The 21,752-nt window shown below is 65.2% G+C and carries 19 protein-coding genes; 16 read left to right on the top strand and 3 right to left on the bottom strand.

The genetic code is table 11. The features are described 5' to 3' along the window. The 3 genes from BM009_RS05955 to BM009_RS05965 form a co-directional block, all read left to right on the top strand. On the top strand, positions 1-316 hold a 316-nt coding region (locus BM009_RS05955), incomplete at its 5' end, for an integrase core domain-containing protein (protein ID WP_139216543.1). Between the two features lie 418 nt (positions 317-734). After that, the gene (locus BM009_RS05960) at positions 735-1,010 is read left to right on the top strand and encodes an HU family DNA-binding protein (RefSeq protein WP_093294684.1); all 276 of its coding nucleotides are present in this window, start codon (positions 735-737) and stop codon (positions 1,008-1,010) included. Then, positions 1,010-1,303, top strand: coding sequence for a YbaK/EbsC family protein (locus BM009_RS05965; protein ID WP_139216544.1), 294 nt, complete (start codon positions 1,010-1,012; stop codon positions 1,301-1,303). Before BM009_RS05960 ends, BM009_RS05965 begins: the two co-directional genes overlap by 1 nt. On the opposite strand, the gene BM009_RS05970 is transcribed toward BM009_RS05965, so the two are convergent. The 3 genes from BM009_RS05970 to BM009_RS05980 all read right to left on the bottom strand — a co-directional run bounded on the left by BM009_RS05970 (position 1,296) and on the right by BM009_RS05980 (position 2,458). Further along, on the bottom strand, positions 1,296-1,805 hold the full coding sequence (locus BM009_RS05970) for a Ros/MucR family transcriptional regulator (protein ID WP_093294686.1): 510 nt from the start codon (positions 1,803-1,805) through the stop codon (positions 1,296-1,298). The genes BM009_RS05965 and BM009_RS05970 overlap by 8 nt on opposite strands. A gap of 100 nt (positions 1,806-1,905) precedes the next feature. Beyond that, positions 1,906-2,118 (bottom strand): conjugal transfer protein TraD, encoded by a 213-nt coding sequence (locus BM009_RS05975; RefSeq protein WP_125977013.1) that lies wholly within the window; start codon positions 2,116-2,118, stop codon positions 1,906-1,908. A 16-nt stretch (positions 2,119-2,134) separates the two neighbouring features. Beyond that, entirely contained in the window at positions 2,135-2,458 is a 324-nt protein-coding gene (locus tag BM009_RS05980) for a conjugal transfer protein TraD (RefSeq protein WP_093294687.1), read from the bottom strand. Positions 2,459-2,629: 171 nt separating this feature from the next. Here BM009_RS05980 and traA point away from each other — a divergent pair, with 171 nt between their 5' ends. The 13 genes from traA to BM009_RS23100 all read left to right on the top strand — a co-directional run bounded on the left by traA (position 2,630) and on the right by BM009_RS23100 (position 21,700). Beyond that, a complete protein-coding gene (gene traA / locus BM009_RS05985) occupies positions 2,630-5,653 on the top strand; it encodes a Ti-type conjugative transfer relaxase TraA (protein WP_093294688.1) in 3,024 nt (1,007 codons plus the stop codon). Between the two features lie 2 nt (positions 5,654-5,655). Beyond that, positions 5,656-6,360 carry a DUF6118 family protein gene (locus BM009_RS05990; RefSeq protein ID WP_093294689.1) on the top strand — a complete coding sequence of 235 codons (705 nt, stop codon included), beginning with the start codon at positions 5,656-5,658 and terminating at the stop codon, positions 6,358-6,360. A gap of 626 nt (positions 6,361-6,986) precedes the next feature. Further along, positions 6,987-7,838, top strand: a complete 852-nt coding sequence (locus tag BM009_RS05995) for a MipA/OmpV family protein (RefSeq protein ID WP_093294691.1) — start codon at positions 6,987-6,989, stop codon at positions 7,836-7,838. Positions 7,839-8,001: 163 nt separating this feature from the next. Beyond that, positions 8,002-9,486 (top strand): efflux transporter outer membrane subunit, encoded by a 1,485-nt coding sequence (locus BM009_RS06000; RefSeq protein ID WP_093294692.1) that lies wholly within the window; start codon positions 8,002-8,004, stop codon positions 9,484-9,486. Between the two features lie 92 nt (positions 9,487-9,578). Beyond that, positions 9,579-10,631, top strand: coding sequence for an efflux RND transporter periplasmic adaptor subunit (locus BM009_RS06005; protein ID WP_217644173.1), 1,053 nt, complete (start codon positions 9,579-9,581; stop codon positions 10,629-10,631). Then, positions 10,628-13,696 (top strand): efflux RND transporter permease subunit, encoded by a 3,069-nt coding sequence (locus BM009_RS06010; RefSeq protein ID WP_093294696.1) that lies wholly within the window; start codon positions 10,628-10,630, stop codon positions 13,694-13,696. The genes BM009_RS06005 and BM009_RS06010 overlap by 4 nt, the downstream gene beginning before the upstream one ends. 83 nt (positions 13,697-13,779) lie before the next feature. After that, positions 13,780-14,592: an MlaA family lipoprotein gene (locus BM009_RS06015; RefSeq protein WP_175487914.1), complete on the top strand. Its 813-nt coding sequence runs from the start codon at positions 13,780-13,782 to the stop codon at positions 14,590-14,592. 230 nt (positions 14,593-14,822) lie between these two features. Then, positions 14,823-15,761 (top strand): hypothetical protein, encoded by a 939-nt coding sequence (locus BM009_RS06020; RefSeq protein ID WP_139216545.1) that lies wholly within the window; start codon positions 14,823-14,825, stop codon positions 15,759-15,761. Further along, entirely contained in the window at positions 15,742-16,260 is a 519-nt protein-coding gene (locus BM009_RS06025) for a DUF2141 domain-containing protein (protein WP_093294701.1), read from the top strand. Before BM009_RS06020 ends, BM009_RS06025 begins: the two co-directional genes overlap by 20 nt. A 13-nt stretch (positions 16,261-16,273) precedes the next feature. Next, a complete protein-coding gene (locus tag BM009_RS06030; protein WP_093294703.1) occupies positions 16,274-17,434 on the top strand; it encodes a glycosyltransferase in 1,161 nt (386 codons plus the stop codon). 339 nt (positions 17,435-17,773) lie between these two features. Continuing rightward, a complete protein-coding gene (locus BM009_RS06035; RefSeq protein WP_175487915.1) occupies positions 17,774-18,361 on the top strand; it encodes an RNA polymerase sigma factor in 588 nt (195 codons plus the stop codon). Beyond that, entirely contained in the window at positions 18,345-19,328 is a 984-nt protein-coding gene (locus tag BM009_RS06040) for a FecR family protein (RefSeq protein WP_175487916.1), read from the top strand. Before BM009_RS06035 ends, BM009_RS06040 begins: the two co-directional genes overlap by 17 nt. 17 nt (positions 19,329-19,345) lie before the next feature. Next, entirely contained in the window at positions 19,346-21,700 is a 2,355-nt protein-coding gene (locus BM009_RS23100; RefSeq protein ID WP_302847353.1) for a TonB-dependent receptor, read from the top strand. The last annotated feature ends 52 nt before the right edge of the window (positions 21,701-21,752 follow it).

Genomic DNA, 21,752 nt, shown 5'->3' on the forward strand with positions numbered 1-21,752 from the left:
GACCGAACTGACCAGCCTGGCGATCCTGCGCTGGGCGCAGGACCGGCAGATCGAGTGGCATTACATCGCGCCGGGCAAGCCGCAGCAGAATGGCTATGTCGAGAGCTTTAATGGTCGCTTGCGCGACGAGTGCCTGAACGAGACGCTGTTCGCTTCGCTGAGCCATGCCCGCTCGGTGCTGAGCAACTGGCGAGACGACTACAACCATGTGCGGCCGCATAGCGGTATAGGCGGGCTGACGCCCGCCGATGCTGCAAGGCGCGTTGCGCAACCCCACCCGCCAGGGCATCCTGGCAACCCCGGACTCTACTTATGAGTGGAGGAGAAAAGGGGAGCACGTCACGAGAGCTCTGCGTAGATGGGGGCTGTCGCTCGCCGAGCGGATAGGGCGGCGACGTGCAACGGTAGCCGTTGCCAGGAAGCTCTCGATCGTGATGATATCAATGTGGAGATCAGGTGCGGGATTTCGGCCTGCCGCGTCCTAGCTAAATTTAGTTCCCTGCGGGAAGGGTAGGCTTGGACTTCGAGAATGGGGAAAGGACTCGATTGAGATTCTTGCTGATAGCGTGAAGCCAAGCCTCTCCTCCGGAAAGCCTCCCTCAATCCCTCAAACGCGCGGAGGGTCGTTGTCGCACCGCCTCTGAAACCTCAGGCGCTTGATCGTGCCAGTCGCTGGACAGGTTGGTGCGCCGCACCTAGAGCGCACGCCCCTTTTTCACACGGAGAACACGCCCATGAACAATGCCGATCTCGCCGACCGCGTTTCCGAAGCGCACGGCCTCACCAAGGCCGACGCGCGCAAGCTGGTCGATGGCATTTTTGCTGCCATCACCGGGGCGGCAGCAGCCGGCGAGGAAGTGTCGCTGAACGGTTTCGGCAAGTTCAAGGTTAAGGAAAGCGCCGCGCGCGAGGGCCGTAATCCTTCGACCGGCGAAGCGATCCAGATTGCAGCGTCGAAGAAGCTCGCCTTCACGCCCGCCAAGGCCGTGAAGGACAAGCTCAACGGCTGATGGGGATCGAGGCCGTCCGCGCCTTTCTGGAGGCGCTGGCACCCGACATTTCGATCATCGAACAGGCTTCGAGCACCGCAACGGTGCTCGACGCTGCCGCCACGCTCAATGTGCTGCCGGGGCAGATCGCCAAGACTCCTTCGCTGCGCGTCGGCGATGCGGTGGTGCTGGTTGTGGCGGTTTGCGATTACCGGCCCGACAATCGCAAAGTGAAGGATGCGCTGGGCAGTCGCCCGCGCATGCTCGTCCCGCGCCGAGGCATGCAGCCTCGGCGCGGGATTGAATTCAGGTAGTAGGTGTCGTCTTCGCGCGCGGCTTGCGCGCGGGCTTAGGGGCGGGCGCTTCAGCGGGCGCGTTGCGCGCTGCGCGGCCCTTGGCACCGAGGCCGATCTTGTGCGCCATCGCGCGGCGCTGCTCCGAATAGGTCGGCGCCACCATCGGATAATCGGCCTTCAGATTGTAGCGCGCACGATATTCCTCGGGCGTCAGACCATGCGTGCTCAGATGCCGGCGCAGGGTGCGATAGGGCTTGCCGTCGATCAGCGAGATGATGTGGTCTTTCGAGGCCAGCGATTTGCGGACCGAGACGGCGGGCGTGAATTCTTCCGATGCAGGTTCTTCGCTCGCAACTTCTGCGCTCGCGATACCACCTGAAAGCTCAATCACATCTGCATGCATCTTCCGCAGGAACGTGGACACATCGTCCATCGTCGCGCGATTGTTCGCGTTGGATAGCCAGGCAATGGTGAGGTCACTTGCGAGTTCAACGGGATCGGTATTGCTCTGCTCAGACATTCTGCGTCCCTGCTCCTTGTTTTTCGGCATAATGCCGACAACTGGATTATAGGAGTGTATGTAATCCGTCTGCTAAAATATGTTGGAAGATCCGGTGAGATTACTCATTCTGCAGCTGCTCGAATGCGCGACGCCCACGTCTTCGCCATAATGTCAGCGCCTGATCCCGTTGTTCGCTTTTTAGCGTGGCGGCGGCGTCGATCATCACACCGAACAACACGGCGCGATCATCGTCGGTGAGTTCGACCAATCCGGCCTTCGCGACCAGACCTCCCAGCTCGATCAGCTGGCGCGTTCGTTCGCGGCGCTTCACCGCCCATTCCCGCGTATCATTCCGCGCCCGTTGCGCTTCGAGGCGGTGCCGTGCCGCCGTCAGCTGCCGCAGCCGATACCGCACCCGAACTAGCGCCGCCGCGAGCTTTTCTCTCCCGTTGAAAGAAGGCCGCGCCACGCTGGCGCCAGTCCTCCCGTATGATGATGTCGGACGCGCTGACAATGGCGAGTAGCGCGCCCGCCAGCTGGTCGACTGGCAGCACATCGGCACCGGTCGCGACCACCAGCTCGCCGAGCTGCTGGAGCTTGGCCTGTTTGAGCTGTCGTGCCTTGCTGTCGAGCGCCTTCAGCTCCGAATCAAAGTCGCGAGGTTTTCGCATCGAATCCTCCGCAGTTGATGGGGGATAATCGATGATTTAAGAACTACGTTGATCAGCGCAAATGTCGTGAAACATCTTGGGATGATCACGTCGCGAAAAAGATGAAATCTTTTGAGGGCGCGCTTATACGTCGTGCCGACGTCGCTTGTTTGGTGTAAATGGATTGCCACTATGGCGATCTACCACTTCTCGGCCAAGATCATCAGCCGCGCCAGCGGATCGTCGGCACTTGCCGCTGCCGCCTATCGCTCCGCGTCGCGGCTCCACGATCAGCGGCTCGATCGGCATCACGACTTCTCGAACAAAGCGGGCGTCGTCCATTCCGAAGTGCTGCTGCCGGACGGCGCGCCCGAGCATTTCGCCGATCGGGAGAAGCTGTGGAATTCCATCGAAGCCGTGGAGCTGCGTAAGGACGCGCAGCTTGCCCGTGAGATCGAATTCGCGATCCCGCGCGAGCTGAACCAGGTCGAGGGCATTCGGCTCGCGCGCGAGTTCGTTGAACGCGAGTTTGTCGCGCGCGGCATGGTCGCTGACCTCAATGTCCATTGGGACATCGGCGCCGATGGCGAACCTAAGCCCCACGCGCATGTCATGCTGGCGTTGCGGGAAATGGATGCCGATGGGTTCGGCAAGAAGAACCGCGACTGGAACCGTACCGACCTGCTGGAGAAATGGCGCGAGCGGTGGGCAGAGCACGTCAATGCGCGGCTGGCCGAACTGGATATCGATGCACGTGTCGATCATCGCTCGCTGGAAGCGCAGGGCATCGATCTCGAGCCGCAGCACAAGATCGGCCCGGCCGCAGCCCGGATGGCCGAACAGGGGCGGTCGTCGCTGCGGCTTGAAGAGCATCACGACATCGCCCGCGCCAATGGCGAGAAGCTGCTGGCCAATCCAGCGCTGGCGCTGGATGCCATCACCCGCACCCAGGCAACCTTCACCACCCGCGATCTGGCGATGTTCGTGCACCGTCATAGCGAAGGGAAGGAGCAGTTCGACCAAGTGATGGCGGCGGTGCGCGCGGCACCTGAACTGGTGAAGCTGGGCAAGGATGGGCGCGGCGAAGATCGCTTCACCAGTCGCGACATGATCGAGACTGAAGCGCGGCTGGAGCGCGCGACGGTGAAGCTCGATGCCAGTCGCGGGCATGGCGTGGACGAGCAGCATCGCAAGCTCGCCTTGGCGCGCGCAGAGATGCGCAGACTGGTGCTGTCGAGCGAGCAGCGTAGCGCCTTCGATCATGTCACCAGCGGCAGGGATCTGGGTGTGGTCGTCGGCTATGCCGGTACCGGCAAATCAGCGATGCTCGGTGTTGCGCGGGAAGCATGGGAGAGCGCCGGCTATCAGGTGCAAGGACTGGCGTTGTCCGGGATCGCTGCGGAGAATCTGGAAAGCGGCTCCGGCATCGCATCGCGCACCATCGCCAGCATTGAGCATCAATGGGGGCAGGGGCGGGAATTGCTGACCGACCGGTCGATCCTCGTCATTGATGAGGCCGGCATGATCGGCACGCGCCAGATGGAGCGGGTGATCGCCGAAGCGAAGAAGCGCCACGCCAAGGTGGTGCTGGTCGGCGACCCCGAGCAGTTGCAGGCGATCGAAGCGGGCGCCGCGTTCCGATCGGTCGCCGAGCGGCATGGTGCCATCGAGATCACCGACATTCGCCGGCAGCGCGAGGACTGGCAGCGGCTGGCGACACGGCAGCTTGCAACCGGGCGCACTGCCGAGGCGCTGGAGGCCTATGCCGAGGCCTGCATGGTCGTCGACTCGGAAACGCGAGTCGAGGCTCGAACGGCGCTAATCGAGCGCTGGGGCCGCGAGCGGATCGCCGATCCGGCAGCATCGCGCATGATTCTCACCCACACCAACCAGGAATGCGATGAACTGAATGCGCTGGCCCGCGATGCGATGAAACGCAGTGGGGCTTTAGATACTGATATTGCTGTCGAAACCACGCGTGGAGAACGCTTGTTCGGGGCTAGCGACAGGGTCATGTTCCTGCGCAACGAACGCAGCCTGGGTGTGAAGAATGGCAGTCTCGGCACCATCGAACAGGTCGATCACGCCCGCATGGCGGTGCGGCTCGACGATGGGCGTCAGGTCGCCTTCGACCACAAGAACTACGGCGACATCACCCATGGCTATGCCGCCACGATTCACAAGGCGCAGGGCGTCACCGTCGACCGTGTCCATGTACTGGCCACGCCGGGCCTTGATCGGCACGCTGCCTATGTCGCGCTGTCGCGGCACCGTGATGCGGTCCAGCTCCATTATGGCCGTGACGACTTCGCCGACCAGGGCAAGCTTGCCCGCACCCTGTCGCGCGACCGGCCAAAGGACAATGCCCTCGACTATGATGGCGCCGCCGAGCGCTTCGCCGTACGGCGCGACGTCGAACGGTCGCGAATTCTCGATACGCTTGCCAAAGAGCCGCTCGTCGAACCCGAGCGCAGCGCGCCTGCGACCGCCCGGCGACGGGGCATGTTCGAAGGGTTGCGGCTGTCCATCCCCGAGCCCGAACGCGAACCGACCAAGCTGCGCTTCGATGGACTCAAGCTGTCGGTACCAGCGGCTGCGCCCGAGGCATCCGCAACCCAGAAGTTGGAGCGGGCGGTCGAGGGTTATGCGCGTGCCGTGCAGGATGCAGGCCGCATGACCGGGCAGGGACGTGCGCCGCTCGAAGTGCAGAAGGCGGCGCTTGCGCGCACCGCCGACGCGGTCAACGCGCTGCATCCCCACGCCGCCCACGATCTCGACATGGCGTTCGAGCGGACGCCGGGGCTGATCAGCGAAGCCGCCAATGGTCGGACCGCCAATGCCATTCGCCAGATGCAGCTGGAGGCCGAAGTGCGCACCAACCCCGAGCTGCGCGCAGACCGGTTCGTCCAGGCCTGGCAGCAGCTTCAGGCTCGACGGGGCAAGCTGAGCGGGTGGGAGAATGAAGAGAAGCGCGCAGGCGTCGAGAATGCCATGCGATCGATGGCGAAGGGCCTGGAGAAGGACCCGGCGCTAGGCGCTGCGCTCAGCCACAGAGGCAGTCAGCTGTTCGGGCGGCAGTGGTCGCCTGAATGGGCGCCGGGCAGCCGGGATGGCGGTGTCAGCCGCGCGCTTGGCGACGATGCTCGCACGCGATCGGTCATCCGGCAGCTCACCTTCTCGATCGATCGCGACCGAGGCCTTAGGATTGGAATGTAGCCATGGGTATCCACGAACCTCCCGTAGAAGCAGACCAGACTGTCCAGGCGTTCAACGACATGTCGCGCAAGCTGGCGGGGCTGACTGCTGCCGTTGACGGCTTCGCCGCGCGTCAGCAGGAATTGCATGCGCGCGACTATGGACCGGACCTGGAAAAGATCCGCGACGGCTACGACAAGGTGTGCGGTGCTATCAACATCCTGGCCAAGCGCCCGGCGATGACGTTGACGCCGCAGGATGTCGCGAAGCAAATTGAAGCGGCTGGCATGCAGGGGCGTGCGGACGATCATCGGGCGTGGAGCGGCGCCAGCCATGCCCTTGCCGGAACGGTGCAGGAGCTGAAGGGGATGGTCGCATCGGCCCATTCCGCGGAGAACCAGCGACTGTGGATCGCGGGGGCAGCCGCTTTGGCACTACTGGTAGGCTTCGCTTCGGGAACTGTCGTTCCATCGCTACTCGCTCAACTCGCGCCCGAGAGCTGGCATTGGCCAGAGGAACGGGCTGCAGCATTGCTCCGGCACACACCATGGGACGCGGGCGTGCGGCTAATGCAGGTTGCCGACCCGCAACAAGCTCGGGCGCTGGCCGACGCCGCCCGGATCGTGAAAGACAATGCGGATGTGCTTACAGGATGCCGCAAACGTGCAGAACAGCTCAGTGCACCAGTGAAGTGCTCCATCGAGATCCATCAAGCAAACGTCGATTAATGCGGTTGGGGCCGATTCTGGGCCGGAACACAAACCCGCTGCGCGGGAGTGTCGCCCGAATTGATGTCACAATGATACCGTCACCGCCTCGCTCGGATTGAGCGATCCGGCGGTGAGGCAGAGGGGTTGACGCGGCGCCTCGCGAACCCACGGGGCGGCGAGCGAAAAAAATCGTAGGGTCCCGACCAGGGCTGGAGACCGGGGCCGCGTCCCTGCCGCGTCTCGGAAAGCGGTGCGCCCGCCGCCGGCAAATTTTTCGTGGTGCCCGATGCGGGTCCGCAATCCGGCCGGCGTCTTACGGCGAAACGGAGACACCGACATGCAATATCAGTTCTCGCAGCATAGCTGACATCTAGCATCACGATGTGGGAGGTTTTGTGCCCCATCGTGGCGAAACCTGCCTGTACCGGACATGCAATTGGGCTGCATACACGCGATATCCTGTCTGGAGAATACTTCCTGCCAGGTACCGTCAAGTGCGCACCCATGGCATCACGTGGCAATCTAACTTAACGGCCTGGACCGACAACTTCTCGGTCCAGCTGAAAGAAACGGACTCCTATCCAGTCTGCGCGCCGAATGCCGCCTCCGGCGGACATTGCACCAACCAACTATCGGGGAACGACATGCGTCAAACACTTGGCTTGGCTACACGCGCCATCGTCTCGGCCGGGGCGCTGGCCTGCGCGGGCTCCGCGGCCGCCCAGACGCTGACGAAGATCGAGCCGCCGCTCGCCGCGGTGCTCGGGCAGACTTCCGGCTATCCGGGCGAGCCCGTGGGCCAGGACGGCGGCCCGGACGAGGATCACGTCACGATCGGGGCCGGCGGTCTGTACCAGCCGGCCTATATGGGCGCGCGGAAATATCAGTTCCAGCCGATCCCCGCGATCGACATCAAGCGCGGGCCCTTCTTCGTCAATTTCCAGAACGGGATCGGCGTCGCCCCCGTGGACGACGGGACCTTCACTATCGGCGCCGGTGTCGTCATGACCTTCGAGAACTACGAGCGGTCGGACGTGCCGAACCGGTTCAACAAGATCGACATGGGCGCCGGCGCCCGCGGCTTCGTCACCGTGCGGCAGTTCGGCCTCGAGGCCTCGGCCGGCGTGACCCAAATCTTCGCGGGCGGCACGAAGGGCTTGATCGCCGACTTCAGCCTGTCGCGTCCTATCGTCGTGAGCGACCGGCTGTTCCTCATGCCCTCGATCGGAACGCGGTGGGCCAACGCGAAGCACAACGATCGCTTCTACGGCGTCAGTGCGCGCCAGTCCCAGGAATCCGGTCTCCGGCAGTTCCGCCCCGGCGCCGGCCTGTTCGACGCGAAGGCGGAACTCGGGCTGCAATACCGGCTGACGGACCATATCGGGCTCGGTGCGGCGGCAGGCGTCACCACGCTGCTGGGCAACGTCAAGGACAGCCCGATCGTCAGGAAGAAGACCGCCCCGTTCGGCATGGGGTTCCTGACCTATACCTTCTGATTGGCCTGGGCATGAGGATCGACATCAACCGAGCGGAAGCACCCGTCGTGTCGCGAAGGACGCCGGAGGCAGCACCTGTCCTCCGGCGTCCGGAGCCGCGCGACCGATCCTGATCCGACACATGCCCCGAATGACCCGTGCTGGCAGTGGACCCGATATTGCAATGGCGAACCTTCCACGCGCCCGCTCGGCGCTGTCTACCCTCTTGCTCGGCGCCTGCGCCTTGCAGCCCGACTATCGCCCGCCCGCGCTGGACGTGCCGGGCGCGTGGACCAACGACCGCGGCGGGTCGGCCGAAACGCTGGGGACGGCAACGCCGGTTACGCCGCGCTGGTGGTCGCAACTGCACGATCCGGCCGTCGATCACCTGGTGGCGGCGGCGCTGCGCGACAACCCGACACTGAGCGAGGCCGCAGCGCGGATCGACCAGGCACGCGCCCTGGTCGCCGTACGCGATGCCGGACGAGTGCCGGCCATCGGCATTGATGGCAGCGCCACGCGTGCACGGGATCGCTTCGACCCATCGGGGGGGCCAAGCTATCAGACATCGGCCGCGCTCGGCCCCCGGCTCTCCTGGGAGCTCGACCTATGGCGGCGGGTGCGCGAAGGCACGATAGCCGCGCGTCGTCGCGTCGCCGCACGGACCGCGGATGCATATGGGGTGCGCCTGTCGATCGTCGCGGACGTCGCGGACACGGTCATCGCGCTGCGTGCATGTGTCCTGGTCCGCGGCGTGCGCGACCGCGACATCGCCTCCCGGGAGGTCGAACTGACGATCAGTCGCGCGCGGTTCGCCTTGGGCAATATCGCACCGGTCGTGCTGGCCGCGGCACGAAGCAATCTCGCCTCCGCCCGCACCGAACGGGCTGCGCAGGAAGAAACCTGCCTGCGGCTGGTCGATGCTCTGGTGGCACTAACAGGCGTGGAAGCAACGACCATTCGCAGCCTCGTCGCGGTGTCGTTGCCTCGCGCCGCCCTCGCCGGCGCCGGGGAGGCCACGGCCGATCCGTGGCTGCCCGTGCCGCCGCCCCATCGCCTTGCGCTTCCGGCGATCGTATTGTTGCGGAACCCGAGCGTGGTATCGGCGGAAAACGAAGTGGCGGCCCGCTGGTCCGAAGTCGCGATCGCCCGCGCCGAGCGGCTGCCGCGGATCGACCTTGCCGCGGTGCTCACCGGGCAGTGGATCCGGGCGTTCGGATCGGACACCACCTTTGTCAGCAATTCCCTCGGCGCCACGGTCACGGCCCCGCTACTCGATGGTGGCGCTGGCGCCGGCAATGTCCGCAGGGCACAAGCCGCCTATGGCGAGGCGGTCGCGCAACGCGCCACGGCCATTCGCACCGTCGTACGGGAGGTCGAGGATGCCTTGGCGGCTCGGCAGTCGGCAGCGCTTCGCGTCGAGACCTCGCGGGAGATGCTGGAGAGCGCGCGCTTCGCATTGGAGGCGAACGCGGCGCGCTGGCGCGCTGGCGCGATCTCGCAGCTCGAGTTCGAGGACAGCCGGCGAACGTTCAACCGCGCGGAGCAGGGCGCCATCGATGCGAACGCCGACCGGGCGCGCGCCTGGGTCGCACTAGTGCGCCGCACCGGCCCCGCGGCAGACCCCGGCCCCATGCCGACCCCGGAAATCGAAAGCACATCGCGATGAACGGCTCCGTCCCCGTATCCCCCAATGCCGCGTCGCCAGCGAGGAACGGCGGCACGCGCTCGCCCCTGCGAGACCGTGTGCGGGCAATATGGGTGGCGCTCGCATTCCTGCTGGCAGCGGGGGCGGCGCTCTACGTCTTCACGCTGCGGCCGGGCGACGGACCGGTGGCGGCCGGGCAATCGCGTGCCGCGCTCACGGTCACGACAGCGACGCCGCGGCGGACGACATGGCCCGTGGTCGTGGTCGCGCAAGGCGCCATTGCGCCGTGGGAGGAAGCGAGCATCGGCACGCAGATCGGCAGCTATCAGCTGGTAGAGGTCCGCGCGAACGTCGGCGATCGGGTGCGGCGCGGACAGGTCCTCGCCCGGCTCGACGCCGCACTCCTGCGCGCGGAGGAGGCGCAACTGCTCGCCAGGAACGCGCAGGCAACCGCCAACGATCGCCGTGCCCGGGGGCTTCGAGGCGTCGGCGGGATCAGCGACCAGGAAGCGCTCCAGTACACGACCGAGGCGAAGACCGCATCGGCGCTCCTGGCCGCCAAGCGGCTCCAGCTGCGCTATACCGACATACGTGCCCCGGACGACGGCGTGGTCACCGCGCGTAGCGCGACGACCGGTGCGGTGGTGCCAGCGGGACAGGAACTGTTCCGCATCATCCGCAAGGATCGCCTAGAATGGCGCGGCGAACTGGGTCCCGCGGACATGCGGGTCGCGCGGCGCGGCCAGGCCATTCGGCTGGCGCTTCCCGGGGGAGGCGAGGCGCGGGCGAAGATCCGCGCCTTCGCTCCGGCGCTGGAAGCCGCATCGCGTCTAGGCACGGTCTATGCGGATATCCTGCCGGGCAGCCCCGCGCGCGCAGGCATGTACGCCAATGGCACCATCCTCGTCGGCGAGGCCGCGGCGTTGGTCGTACCGGCCGAGTGCGTCGTGATCCGCGACGGCCGCAGCTATGTCCTGCTTCTGTCGACGCCGGCGAGACGGTCGGACGTTGCGTTGCGCGCGGTCGCGACGGGCCGCCGGCAGGGCGACCAAGTCGAGATCACCCAGGGCCTCGCCGGCACCGAGCATCTGGTGCGACGGGGGGCGGCGTTCCTGGACGACGGCGATGTCGTCGACATCGCGCAAGCGGCAAAGGATCGGCCGTGAACCTGGCGACCTGGTCGATCCGCAATCCGATCCCGGCGGTCCTGCTCTTCGTCCTGCTGGCAATCGCGGGGGCGGTCGGCTTCGCACGACTGCCCGTGCAGGACCTCCCCGACATCGACCTGCCGTCGGTGGCCGTCTCCGGGGTCCTCCCCGGGGCGACGCCAACCCAGCTGGAAACCGAGGTGGCGCGGCCGATGGAGGATGCCATCGCCGCCTTGGAGGGGGTCCGCCATGTCAAGACGACGATCACCGAAGGCTCGGTGCGGATCGACGTCGAGTTCAGCCTCGAGACCGTGCTGGCCGACGCGCAGATCCGCACCAAGGATGCCATCGATTCCGTTCGTTCGGACCTGCCGTCGAACCTTCTGCCGCCCACGGTGGCGACCAGCAATTTCACCGTCGATCCCATATTGATGCTGGCCGTCAGGTCGCCGCGCATGGACGAGGCGGAGTTGAGCTGGTTCGTCGACGACGCCGTCGTCCGCGCCGTCCGCGCGGTGCCGGGCGTCGGCAAGGTCGAGCGGGTCGGCGGCATCGAACGCGAAGCCCAGGTCGTGGTCGATCCCGTTCGCCTTTCGAGTGTCGGCGCAACGCCGAGTGACGTCTCGCGTGCGCTGCGCCAGATGCAGCAGCAATCCTCGGGCGGGCGCGGGCAGCTCGGCGGGGAAGAGCAGTCGATCCGCACGGTCGCGCTGGCCGGGCAAGCATCCGAGCTGGCGATGCTGCCGGTACTGTTGCCGGACGGACGGAAGATCCGGCTGGACCAGGTCGCGACGGTCCGCGACGGCAGCGCGGATCGCACGCACTTCGCGATGCTCGACGGCAATCCGGTCGTCGGCCTGACGATCTACCGCGCGAGGGGAGCGGGCGAGGTCGCCGTCGCAAAAGGTATCAGGGCCGCGCTCGAAGATCTGGAGCGCCGAACGCCGGGACTCGCGTTCACCCAGGTCGGCGGTTCGATCGACTATACGATCGAGCAATATGAGGCATCGATGGCGATGCTCTACGAAGGCGCGTTGCTCGCCATCTTCGTGGTCTGGCTGTTCCTGCGCGACTGGCGGGCGACATTGATCGCGGCCACCGCGCTTCCGCTGTCGATCCTGCCGACGTTCGCCGCGATCTATTGGTTCGGCTACACGCTCAACACCCTTACCCTGCTCGCGCTGGCGGTAGTCATCGGCATCCTCGTCGACGATGCCATCGTCGAGGTGGAGAATATCGAACGGCACCGCCGCACGGGCAAGCCGGCGCTGCAGGCAACCGTGGAGGCGGTCGACGAGATCGCCAAGGCCGTGATCGCGACCACCATGAGTCTGGTGGCCGTCTTCCTGCCTACCGCGGTGATGACCGGCTATGCGGGATTGTTCTTCACGCCGTTCGGCTGGACCGCCGTCACCGCCGTGCTCGCCTCGCTGCTGGTGGCGCGCCTGCTCACGCCGATGATGGCAGCCTATTTCCTGGCTGGGTCAGGACGGAGCGAAGCCGAGAAAGCGCATGCGGCCAGGGACCGGCTCTACATCCCAGCGGTCCGATGGTGCCTCGCCCATCCCGGTGCCACGATCGCGGCGACCTTGGCGTTCCTGATTGCCTCGCTCGCGCTCCTCCCGCTGATTCCGATCGGCTTTCTTCCCGCCGACGATCGCAGCCTGACCGAAATGTCCATCGAGCTGCCCCCCGGAACGGCCCTCGAGACGACGGTCGAGGCAAGCGAGCAGGTACGCCGGGCGATATCGCGCTTGAAGGGTATCCGACATGTCTACGCAACTATCGGTCAGGCCAATGAATCGAGCGCGGGCGAGGTGCGCGATGCCTTCGTGACCCTGGTACTCGCCCCTCGGGGAGAGCGCCCGTCGAAGACGGCGATCGAGGCGGTCGTGCGCGCGGGCGTGGCCGATGTCCCCGGCGCTCGCTTCTCGGTCGGCGACGGCGGTAGCGAGAGGCTCGAGCTCATCCTTGCCAGCGAGGATGCACGAGCGCTGGGCCAGACCGCGCAGCGGCTGGTCCGCGCGTTGCGCGGGGTAGGGACCCTGTCGAACGTCAACTCGACGGCGAGTGCCGAGAGGCAGGAAATCGTCATTAGGCCCGACCTGCAACGCGCCGCCGAACGCGGTGTCTCCACCGAGGCGATCGGCGACGTGGTGCGGATTGCGACCAGCGGCGATTTCGATGCGCAGGTCGGCCGCCTCAACCTCGACAACCGACAGGTCTTCATCCGGACCCGCATGGCCGACCAGGCACGCCGGGACCTGACCACGCTCGCCAATCTCCGTGTCGCCGGCCGCGGTGGGACCGTTACCTTGGGGAGCATCGCCGACATCTCGGTGACAAGCGATCTGTCGCGAATCGAGCGCTACGATCGCAAGCGCTTCGTCGCCGTGAGCGCCGACCTAAACGGGATGGCGCAAGGGGACACGCTGGCGCAGGCCGAGGCGCTCCCCGCCATTCGCACCATGCCGTCGACCGTATCGCTCCTGTCCGACGGCAGCGCGCAGATCGGCGAGGACGTGTCCGCAGGCTTCCTGACCGCGCTCGCCGCGGGCGTTGTGTGCATCTATTGCGTACTGGTCCTGCTCTTCCGGGACTTCTTCCAGCCGATCACCATCCTTGCCGCGCTGCCGCTTTCGATCGGCGGTGCCTTCCTCGCCCTGTACTTGAGCGGCAGCACGCTGGTGCTCACCGCCATGATCGGGCTCGTCATGCTGATGGGCATCGTCGCCAAGAACTCCATCCTGCTCGTCGAGTATGCGGTCCTGGGCATCAGAAGCCGCGGGCTGACGCGTACGGATGCTCTCGTAGAGGCCTGCCGGATGCGGGCGCGCCCGATCGTCATGACGAGCATGGCGATGATCGGCGGCATGACGCCGCTGGCCCTGGGCATCGGGGCTGACGCTAGCTTCCGCCAGCCAATGGCAATCGCGGTCATCGGCGGCCTGGTCACGTCGACATTGCTGAGCCTGCTGGTGGTGCCGGTCATCTTCGAACGCGTCGACGACCTTGAGCAGCGTGCGCGCCGGTTCTGGCGCCACGCCCCCCCTCAACTCCGAAACGGACACGAAGCCTTATGATCCTCGCGACCTTATGCGTTGTCGCCCAATCGGCCGGCTTGAACGCGCTTCCCGCTGCATCCCCTCGGGAGGCAACGGGTCAAATGGTCCCAGAGGCCGCCGCGCAGCAGCCCGCTCCGCAGCCCGGGCCGCCCGCCGCAACGATCGAAGGCGGGCAACGCGCCGGTGCGCCCGAGGAAGCGGCTCCGGCCGACGGGGTGCCCTTGCAAGGCGAGATCGTGGTGAGCGCTAAGCCGGCGCCGCCGCGAAGCGACCCGATGCAAGGCCTGAACAAGGCTTCCTTCGACGTGGTGCAGGCGGCCGACAGGGCCGTTACCGGTCCAGTGGCGCGCGGGTACAAGCAAGCGGTTCCCGCGCCCGTCCGCAGCGGCCTGCGCAATGCGCTTCGTAATCTCGGCGAGCCGGTGGTGGCCGTCAACTACCTCTTGCAGCTCAAGCCGGGGAAGAGCCTGGAAACGATCGGCCGCCTGGCCGTCAACTCGACGCTAGGGGTTGCCGGGCTGCTCGACGTGGCGAAGCGACGCCCATTCCATCTGCCGCACCGAGCGAACGGCTTCGCCTATACCCTGGGCTATTACGGCGTGAAACCCGGATCCTATCTCTACCTTCCCCTGATCGGCCCGACCACCGTTCGCGACCTCGCAGGGCGATTGGGGGACGTGTCGCTGCTGCCGTTCGCCGTTGGGGCCCCTTTCCGCAACCCGCTCGTCGCCGGTTCCGCGACCGCCATACGCTTGGTCGACGAACGCGCCGAAGCCGATGACGCCATCCAACAAACCAGGACCGAGAATGCGGACCCCTATGCGGCTACCCGATCGAGATATCTCAAGCAGCGGCAAGCGGAGATCGATAGCCTCCGGGGCACTCACAGCGATCCGTCATCAGATCCGCGCTGACGCATCTGGCCATCCGCGCCTGCTATGAGATCATACTTAACCTGGCGACTACTTGATGGCCGGCCCTAGGCGTCATCCTCCTAAATGCGCCTTGGCGGGCATCGATACCTATGTGGGCGATCTCGCCTCGGCCCAAGGCTGGTGCGCGTTGAAAAATAACGGGTACAGCCATGTGCGGCTATGGCGGGCGTGCGGAGTCTAGCGGGCTCTAGCACCGAGCGAGGCGTCGAATGCCCGATCCTTCCATGGCACTCCCGCCGACGGGCACATTCGCGTTCGAGCCGCAGGATCGCGGGTCGATGCCGGCCCCGGCGGATATTCTCGGCACGATCCTGTCCCTGATCGTCCTCGGCGCAGCCCTCTACCAGGCCCGCAATCTCGATTTCGCGAAGATCCTCGCGTCGGTACCTCCTTCGCCAGCCTTCTGGGGCCTGCTCGCAATCAGCTACCTGATCGGACCGGCCAGCGACTGGCTCATTTTTCACCGACTATGGGGCGTTGGCCCCGCTGCCCTCGGTCCCCTGGTCCGCAAGCTCATCTACAACGAGTTGCTGGTCGGCTATCTCGGCGAGGCCTATTTCTACGGTTGGGCACGCCAGAACCTGAAATTCGTCACCACCCCGTTTGGCGCCATCAAGGACGTTGCCGTGCTCTCGGCCATTGCGGGCAACGTGACGATGCTTGCCTTTTTGATTGCGGCACTTCGCTTTGCCGAGTTGCTGCCACGTACTGGTCTCGCGACCGCGGCCGGCTGGTCGATCGCCTTCGTGATCGGAACGTCGCTCGGCATGATAATGCTGCCAAGGTCGCTATTCTCCCTCGAAAAAAACGAACTCACGATGGTCTTCATTGTCCATCTCCTCCGCATCGTGGCGACGACGCTCGTCTCCGCGGCGCTGTGGCACCTTGTGTTGCCGGAGGTGCCTTTGGCCTGGTGGCTCGTCCTAGCGATCGCCCGGCTTCTTATTTCCCGCCTACCCTTCGTGCCGAACAAGGATGTCCTGTTCGCCGCGATGGCAGTCCTCACACTCGGCAATGCCGTCGAGACCGCAGCATTGATGGCGCTCATGGCGGGACTGGTCCTGACGATTCATGTGACCATCGGGATCAGCCTGGCGGTTGCCGACCTTATTGCGAAGAGGTCCAGCGATGCGTCGCCTGCTCTTTAGCCTCGCGGCCAGTCCCCTATTGATCGCCGCCACCCTGCAGTCCAAGCCGGACCTGGGAATGGCCGAAGGCAGGTGCCGTGCCGATGAGCCTGGCCCCTCGTTCGTCGTCAATGTCGAGGGGCTCAAGGACCGGACAGGCATGCTCAAGCTGGAAGTCTACCCGGCCAGCGACCCGGACTTCCTGGCGGACGACGATATCCTGATCTCGGCCGGCAAGGTCTTCCGCAGGGTCGAACAGGCCCTTCCCGCGTCGGGATCGGTCCAGCTCTGTGTGCGGCTCCCCTCGGCAGGCAGGTATTCGGTGAGCCTGCTGCACGATCGTGACGGCAACCGGAAGTTCGGCTGGCGGATCGACGGAATAGGGTTTGCGGGCAACCCCAGGCTTGGGTGGAGCAAACCTGCCGCTCTCGCTGCCAGCGCCGTGGCGCTCTCGGGCCCGACGCGGATCGAGATCGTGATGAACTATCGCCGCGGCCTCGGCATGCGCCCGATACGATGACTGGAGACTGCCGATGAGGATCGTCGATGTCTGCGCCTTCTATTCTCCCAGGGGTGGGGGCGTGAAGACCTATGTTGGCCAGAAGCTGGCGATGGCCGAGCGCATGGAACAGGATATCACCATCCTGGCACCGGCCGACGACGACGCAGTGATCGAGCTTTGCCCTCGCGCTCGGATCCAGACGATTGCCTCTCCACGTTTCCCGCTCGACCGGAAGTACTGGTACTTCAAGGATGAGATGGCGCTTCATGCTGCGCTCGACAGCTTGGCGCCGGACTTCGTAGAAGCGTCCTCCCCGTGGCGGAGCCCCCTGATGGTGGCAAACTGGCGGCCCGAGAAACCCAAGGCGCTCATCCTGCACGCCGATCCCCTGTCGGCCTATGCCTATCGCTGGCTCGAGCCGCTGGTTAGCCGCGAAACGATCGACCGACGTTTCGGCCGGTATTGGGACCACTTGCGCCAGCTCGGCCGGCTGTACGACGCCGTCGTCTGTGCCAGCGAGGACCTGGCTTCGCGGATGAAGGCCGGAGGCGTGGGCAATGTCGTGACCGTCCCGATGGGGGTCGAGGCGCAGCGCTTTTCGGCCGGCAATCGCAGTGAGGCGCTCCGCGCCAGCCTCCTCGCGCAATGCGGCCTCGGCACCGACGCGACATTGCTCGTGGCGGCCGGCAGGCTGGCGCCGGAAAAGCGTTTGCCGATGCTGGTCGAAGCAGTGACCATCGCGGGGCGGCATCGCCCACTGGCCCTGGCGATCTTCGGTGAGGGGCGGGATCATTCGAAAATCCTGCGATCGATCGGCGGGAATCCTCATGTCCGGCTGTTCCGCCCCGAACGGCATCAGGAGAGATTTGCCAGCATCCTGGCGAGCGCAGATGCGTTCCTGCATGGCTGCGAGGCCGAAACCTTTTGCATGACCGCAGCCGAGGCGAGCGCCAGTGGCATACCACTGATCGTGCCCGACCGCGGCGGCGCAGCCGACTTCGCCAAGGGCCCGATGGGGCTCGCCTATCGTGCTGCGGATCGTGCGGATTTGGTCCGCACCATTCTCACGCTGCCGGACCGCTACGCCGAACGCCGGACCGGTCGCCATGTGCGCGCGATGGACGACCATTTCGCCGCGCTGTTCGCGCTCTACCAGAACCTGCGTGGGGGCATGCTGCTCGCGGCGGCGTAAGGGTTGCCGCGTCGTGATTCTAAATAGAGGAAATTCGTCGCTCACCCACGTGCGGTTTCGCACGCTTCCCGGCGTCTGAGCGCGGATACCGGCATCGACTGCGAAGGAACGAAGCATGCATGGCACCGACGGCGGCAGATCTGGGTGTTCGTCGGTGGTCGACGGATCGGTCCAGCACGTCGGAAAGCGGCTGGAAACCCCGCCGATTGCGGCCAAGCTCGAAGCCCCGAGGATGTCGCGTTCCCGGGAGGGCCGTCCCTGATGCCGGACGCGGTTCCACAGTGCGCACGGTCACCCATTGCATTGCCCCGGCGGCCGCGCCCCTCTTATGGGAGTCCCATGTCACCAGGGTTCGAAGATTCGGGCGTCGGCGAGACGGGCCTTGCGCAACTGCTGGGGGAGATGCGGCCCGAATTGTCGCGCTTCATGCTGACCCGCCAGTGTGATCCTGCCGAAGTCGACGATCTGTTGCAGGACCTTTACGTGAAGCTGACGAGCATCGGCACCGGGCCGATCGCGTACCCACGGGCATATCTCTACCAAATGGCGAACAATCTCCTGCATGACCATCGCAGGGGCCGTCGGCGCCAGCAGGCCCGAGATGACCATTGGGCGCGTGATCGGGCGGGATCCGATCTTGAGGTGGCTGCCACGCCCTCGCCGGAGGCAAGTGCCATCGCCCGCGACGAGCTTGCGCGTGTCAATCGCGCGCTGGCGTCGATGCCGGAAAGGACGGCGCTGATCTTGAAACTGTATCGGCTCGAGGGGATGTCGCAGAAGGCTATCGCCCAGAGCCTGGACCTCAGCTTGAGCGCGGTGGAGAAACACTTGCAGCGCGCATATCGGAAACTCCATCTGTTGCGTGAAGAGCTGGATGGCGTTTCGCAATTCTCGCACAAGGAAGCCGACGATGTCCGCTTCTCCTGATCCGACGACTATCGAGCAGGCGATCGCCTGGCACCTGCGGCTTAACGATGCCGACGAAGGGGCATGGATCGAGTTCGCCGAATGGCTAAGTGCCGATCCAGCGCGGAATGGCATCTACGAAGCTGTCGTGGATGGCGACCTGCAGATGTTGCCGTTGCTCGGACGAGCAACCTTCCCGTCCGGCGAAGACCGCGACCGGGCGCCGCAATCCAGCAACGACGATGACCATGTCGATGCCGACGGTACCGAACGCGCGCGCCTGCCCCGATGGCGCTGGGGCGCGCTGGCAGCGTCGGTAGCGGTGGCTGGCTTCTTCGGGACGCAGATGCTGCCCACCCACGATGCGCGCTACTCGATCGAAACCTCTAGCGGCGAGACCAAGACCGTTCCGCTAGCGGACGGGAGCGAGATCCTGCTCAACGGCAGCACCAAGATTATTCTCGACAAGAATGACACCAGGTCGGTGGAACTCGCTCGGGGCGAAGCGCGCTTTTCCGTGAAGCATGACGATGCCCACTCGTTCACCGTCGTAGCGGGCGGCAAGCGCCTGGTCGACATCGGTACCGTGTTCAACGTCGTCCGCACCAACCAGCAGCTTCGCGTGGGGGTGGCAGAAGGTGCGGTGCGCTTCGAAGGCACGTCCCGAAACATCGTCCTACGTGCGGGCGACAGCCTTGCAGCGGACGATCGCGAGACGATCGAAGTTACGCAGCGGCCGGTCGCATCGATCGGAAGCTGGGCAAACGGAAAGCTCGTCTATGAACAGGCGCCGCTGGAACAGGTCGCCGGCGACCTAGGTCGATCGGTCGGCATATCGCTCGAACTACCCCAGGCATTGCGCTCCAGGCGCTTCTCGGGCGTAATCCAAACCTATGGCGATCGCGAAGGGCTGCGCGCGAGGTTGGAGGAACTGATCGGCGAGAAGATTGTCGCGCACGGAACGCACTGGTCCGTCGAACTTCGGTGATGAGGGCAGTCCTGTTGGTGAGCGTGCCGATCGCCTGCGCCACGACGATGTTGCAGGCGCGTGCCGCCGACGAGATTTCGCTGGATGTTCCCCCCGGTCCATTGAACCTCGCGCTGATATCGTTCGCCACCCAGGCAGGTGTTTCCATCGACACCAGCGATCCGAACCTGAAGTGGGTGCGGGTTCCTGGCGTTCGGGGACGCTACACTCTCCGCGAAGGGCTGCGCCGACTGCTGCAGGGCAGTGGATATGATTTTCGGATCTCGCGAGGGGGCGTGGTGAGAGTGGTTCGCGACCCCGTCCCTAGAGCCCGGCAGGCGGTGCCCGACCGCGTATCCGCGACAACTCCCTCGCGCCGGCCGGCAGTCGATCCGGCGCCCCTGGAGGACATCATCGTCACGGCGAGCAAGCAGCATGTCACCGTGGCCGACTATCCTGGTGCCTTCCAAGCGGTTTCGTTCGATCAGGCGCAGAGCCTGCACTTAGGCAGCAAGGGAAGCGACGTCTTGCTTCGGGAGCTCCCAAGCCTCACCTCGACCAATCTCGGCTCGGGTCGAAACAAGATCTTCGTGCGTGGAATCGCCGACAGCAGCTTCAACGGCCAATTGCAATCGACGACCAGCCAATATTTTGGAGAAAGCAGGCTCACCTACAGCGCACCCGACCCCGACCTGGCACTGTACGACGTCGAGAAGGTCGAAGTGCTCGAGGGACCGCAAGGGACCCTGTATGGCGCAGGCTCGCTGGGCGGCGTGATCCATATCGTGCCCCGCCGCCCGGCGCCCGGCAAGTTCGAGGCCAGTGGAACCGCCGCCCTTGCAGGCACCGGCGGCAGGGCAGGCAGCGACGGCGCCGTCGTTGCGAACGTTCCGATCGGCGGGCGTGCCGCGATGCGGATCGTCGGATATCGCGTCGTACGGCCAGGCTATGTCGACGATCTCCGGCGCGGCCTGTCCGACGTCAATCGCACGAGCGTCACGGGGCTCCGCGCAACCTTCGGGATGGAGTTCAACCCGGGGCTGAGTGTGGATCTCGGAATCGTATCGCAAGACACGAGCAGCAGGGACGGCCAGTATACCGATGCACCGGGCTCCTCCGCGCTGACACGCAGATCCTTCTTCGCGCAGCCGTTCTACAATGACTATCGCCTCACTTTTGCGACGCTTCGCGCCAATCTGGGCTTCGCAAAGCTGTTGTCGAACACCTCCTATACCTATCACTCGATCAATACGGTATTCGACGCTACCTCGCCGGTCACGCAGGTACCGACCTTATTCGACGAGGACATGGAGGTCAGGCTACTGACCCACGAGACGCGGATCTCCGGCTCGATGACGTGGATCTCGAACTGGGTCTCCGGCTTCGCGATCGCGCATAACGTCAATCGCATCGATCGGTCGCTCGGCCCTGCAGATGCGCTCGCGCCGATCTCCAATGTGCGCTCGGAAACCTTGGACGCCGCCCTGTTCGGCGAGGCAACGGTGCCGATTTGGCGCGATGTCTCGTTCACCGGCGGGGGGAGGCTGTTGCTCTTCTTGCGATTCGACAACTTCGCGACCGACTCCGGCAAGGCTTCGGCCGAACCCAACCGTCCGCTCACGCGATTCTTGCCGACCGCAGCCCTGTCCTGGAAGCCCTGGAAAGGAACGATTGGCTACGTACGCTATCAGGAAGGGTTCAGGCCTGGGGCGCAGCAATTGACCGGAAGCGGCGACCAAGCCGAAGTGACAAGCTTCCAGCCGGACGAGGTCCGCGCGTCGGAGATCGGCTTTCGCTTCGGCACTGATGCCGGTTCGCGGCTCTCGGGTGGATTGTCCTACGCCTATTCGAGATGGAGCAGGGTGCAAGCCGATCTCGTGACGAGCAGCGGCTTCCCCTATGTCGCCAATCTCGGTTCGGCGCAGGTGCACTATGTGTCGGCCAATCTAGGCTGGCACGCCAATCCCGACCTGCGCTTCCAGTTGTCGGCGTTCAACACGACCAGTAGACTCGACCGGCCGGCCGCCGAGTTCCAATCTGAAGCAGAAGGCAACCTGCCCAATGTCGCGGAGAGCGGTGGGCGGCTTTCCACGCGCTTCGAGCGCCGGATCGCCGATGCCAAGATCACGCTGGACGGCTCCATCGGCTATATCGGCACCTCGTACCTGGGTGTACGCGCGCCGTTCGATCTTTCGCAGGGTGACTATCTCGACACGGCGGTCGGAGCACGCGCAGAATTCAAGCGCTGGGGCGTCTCACTGGACGTAGACAACCTGCTGGACAGTCGAGCGAACCGCTTTTCGTATGGCAATCCCTTCACGGTAGCCGAAGGGCATCAGCGGACCCCCTTGCGGCCGAGAACGATAAGGATTGGAATCGACGCCCGCTTCTGAGGCGCTCGGGCCCTGCGCCGCATCACGATGTTTACCCACGGCAGTATGGCCT

Source organism: Sphingomonas sp. NFR04 (assembly GCF_900114095.1).
Taxonomy (GTDB): Bacteria; Pseudomonadota; Alphaproteobacteria; order Sphingomonadales; family Sphingomonadaceae; genus Sphingomonas.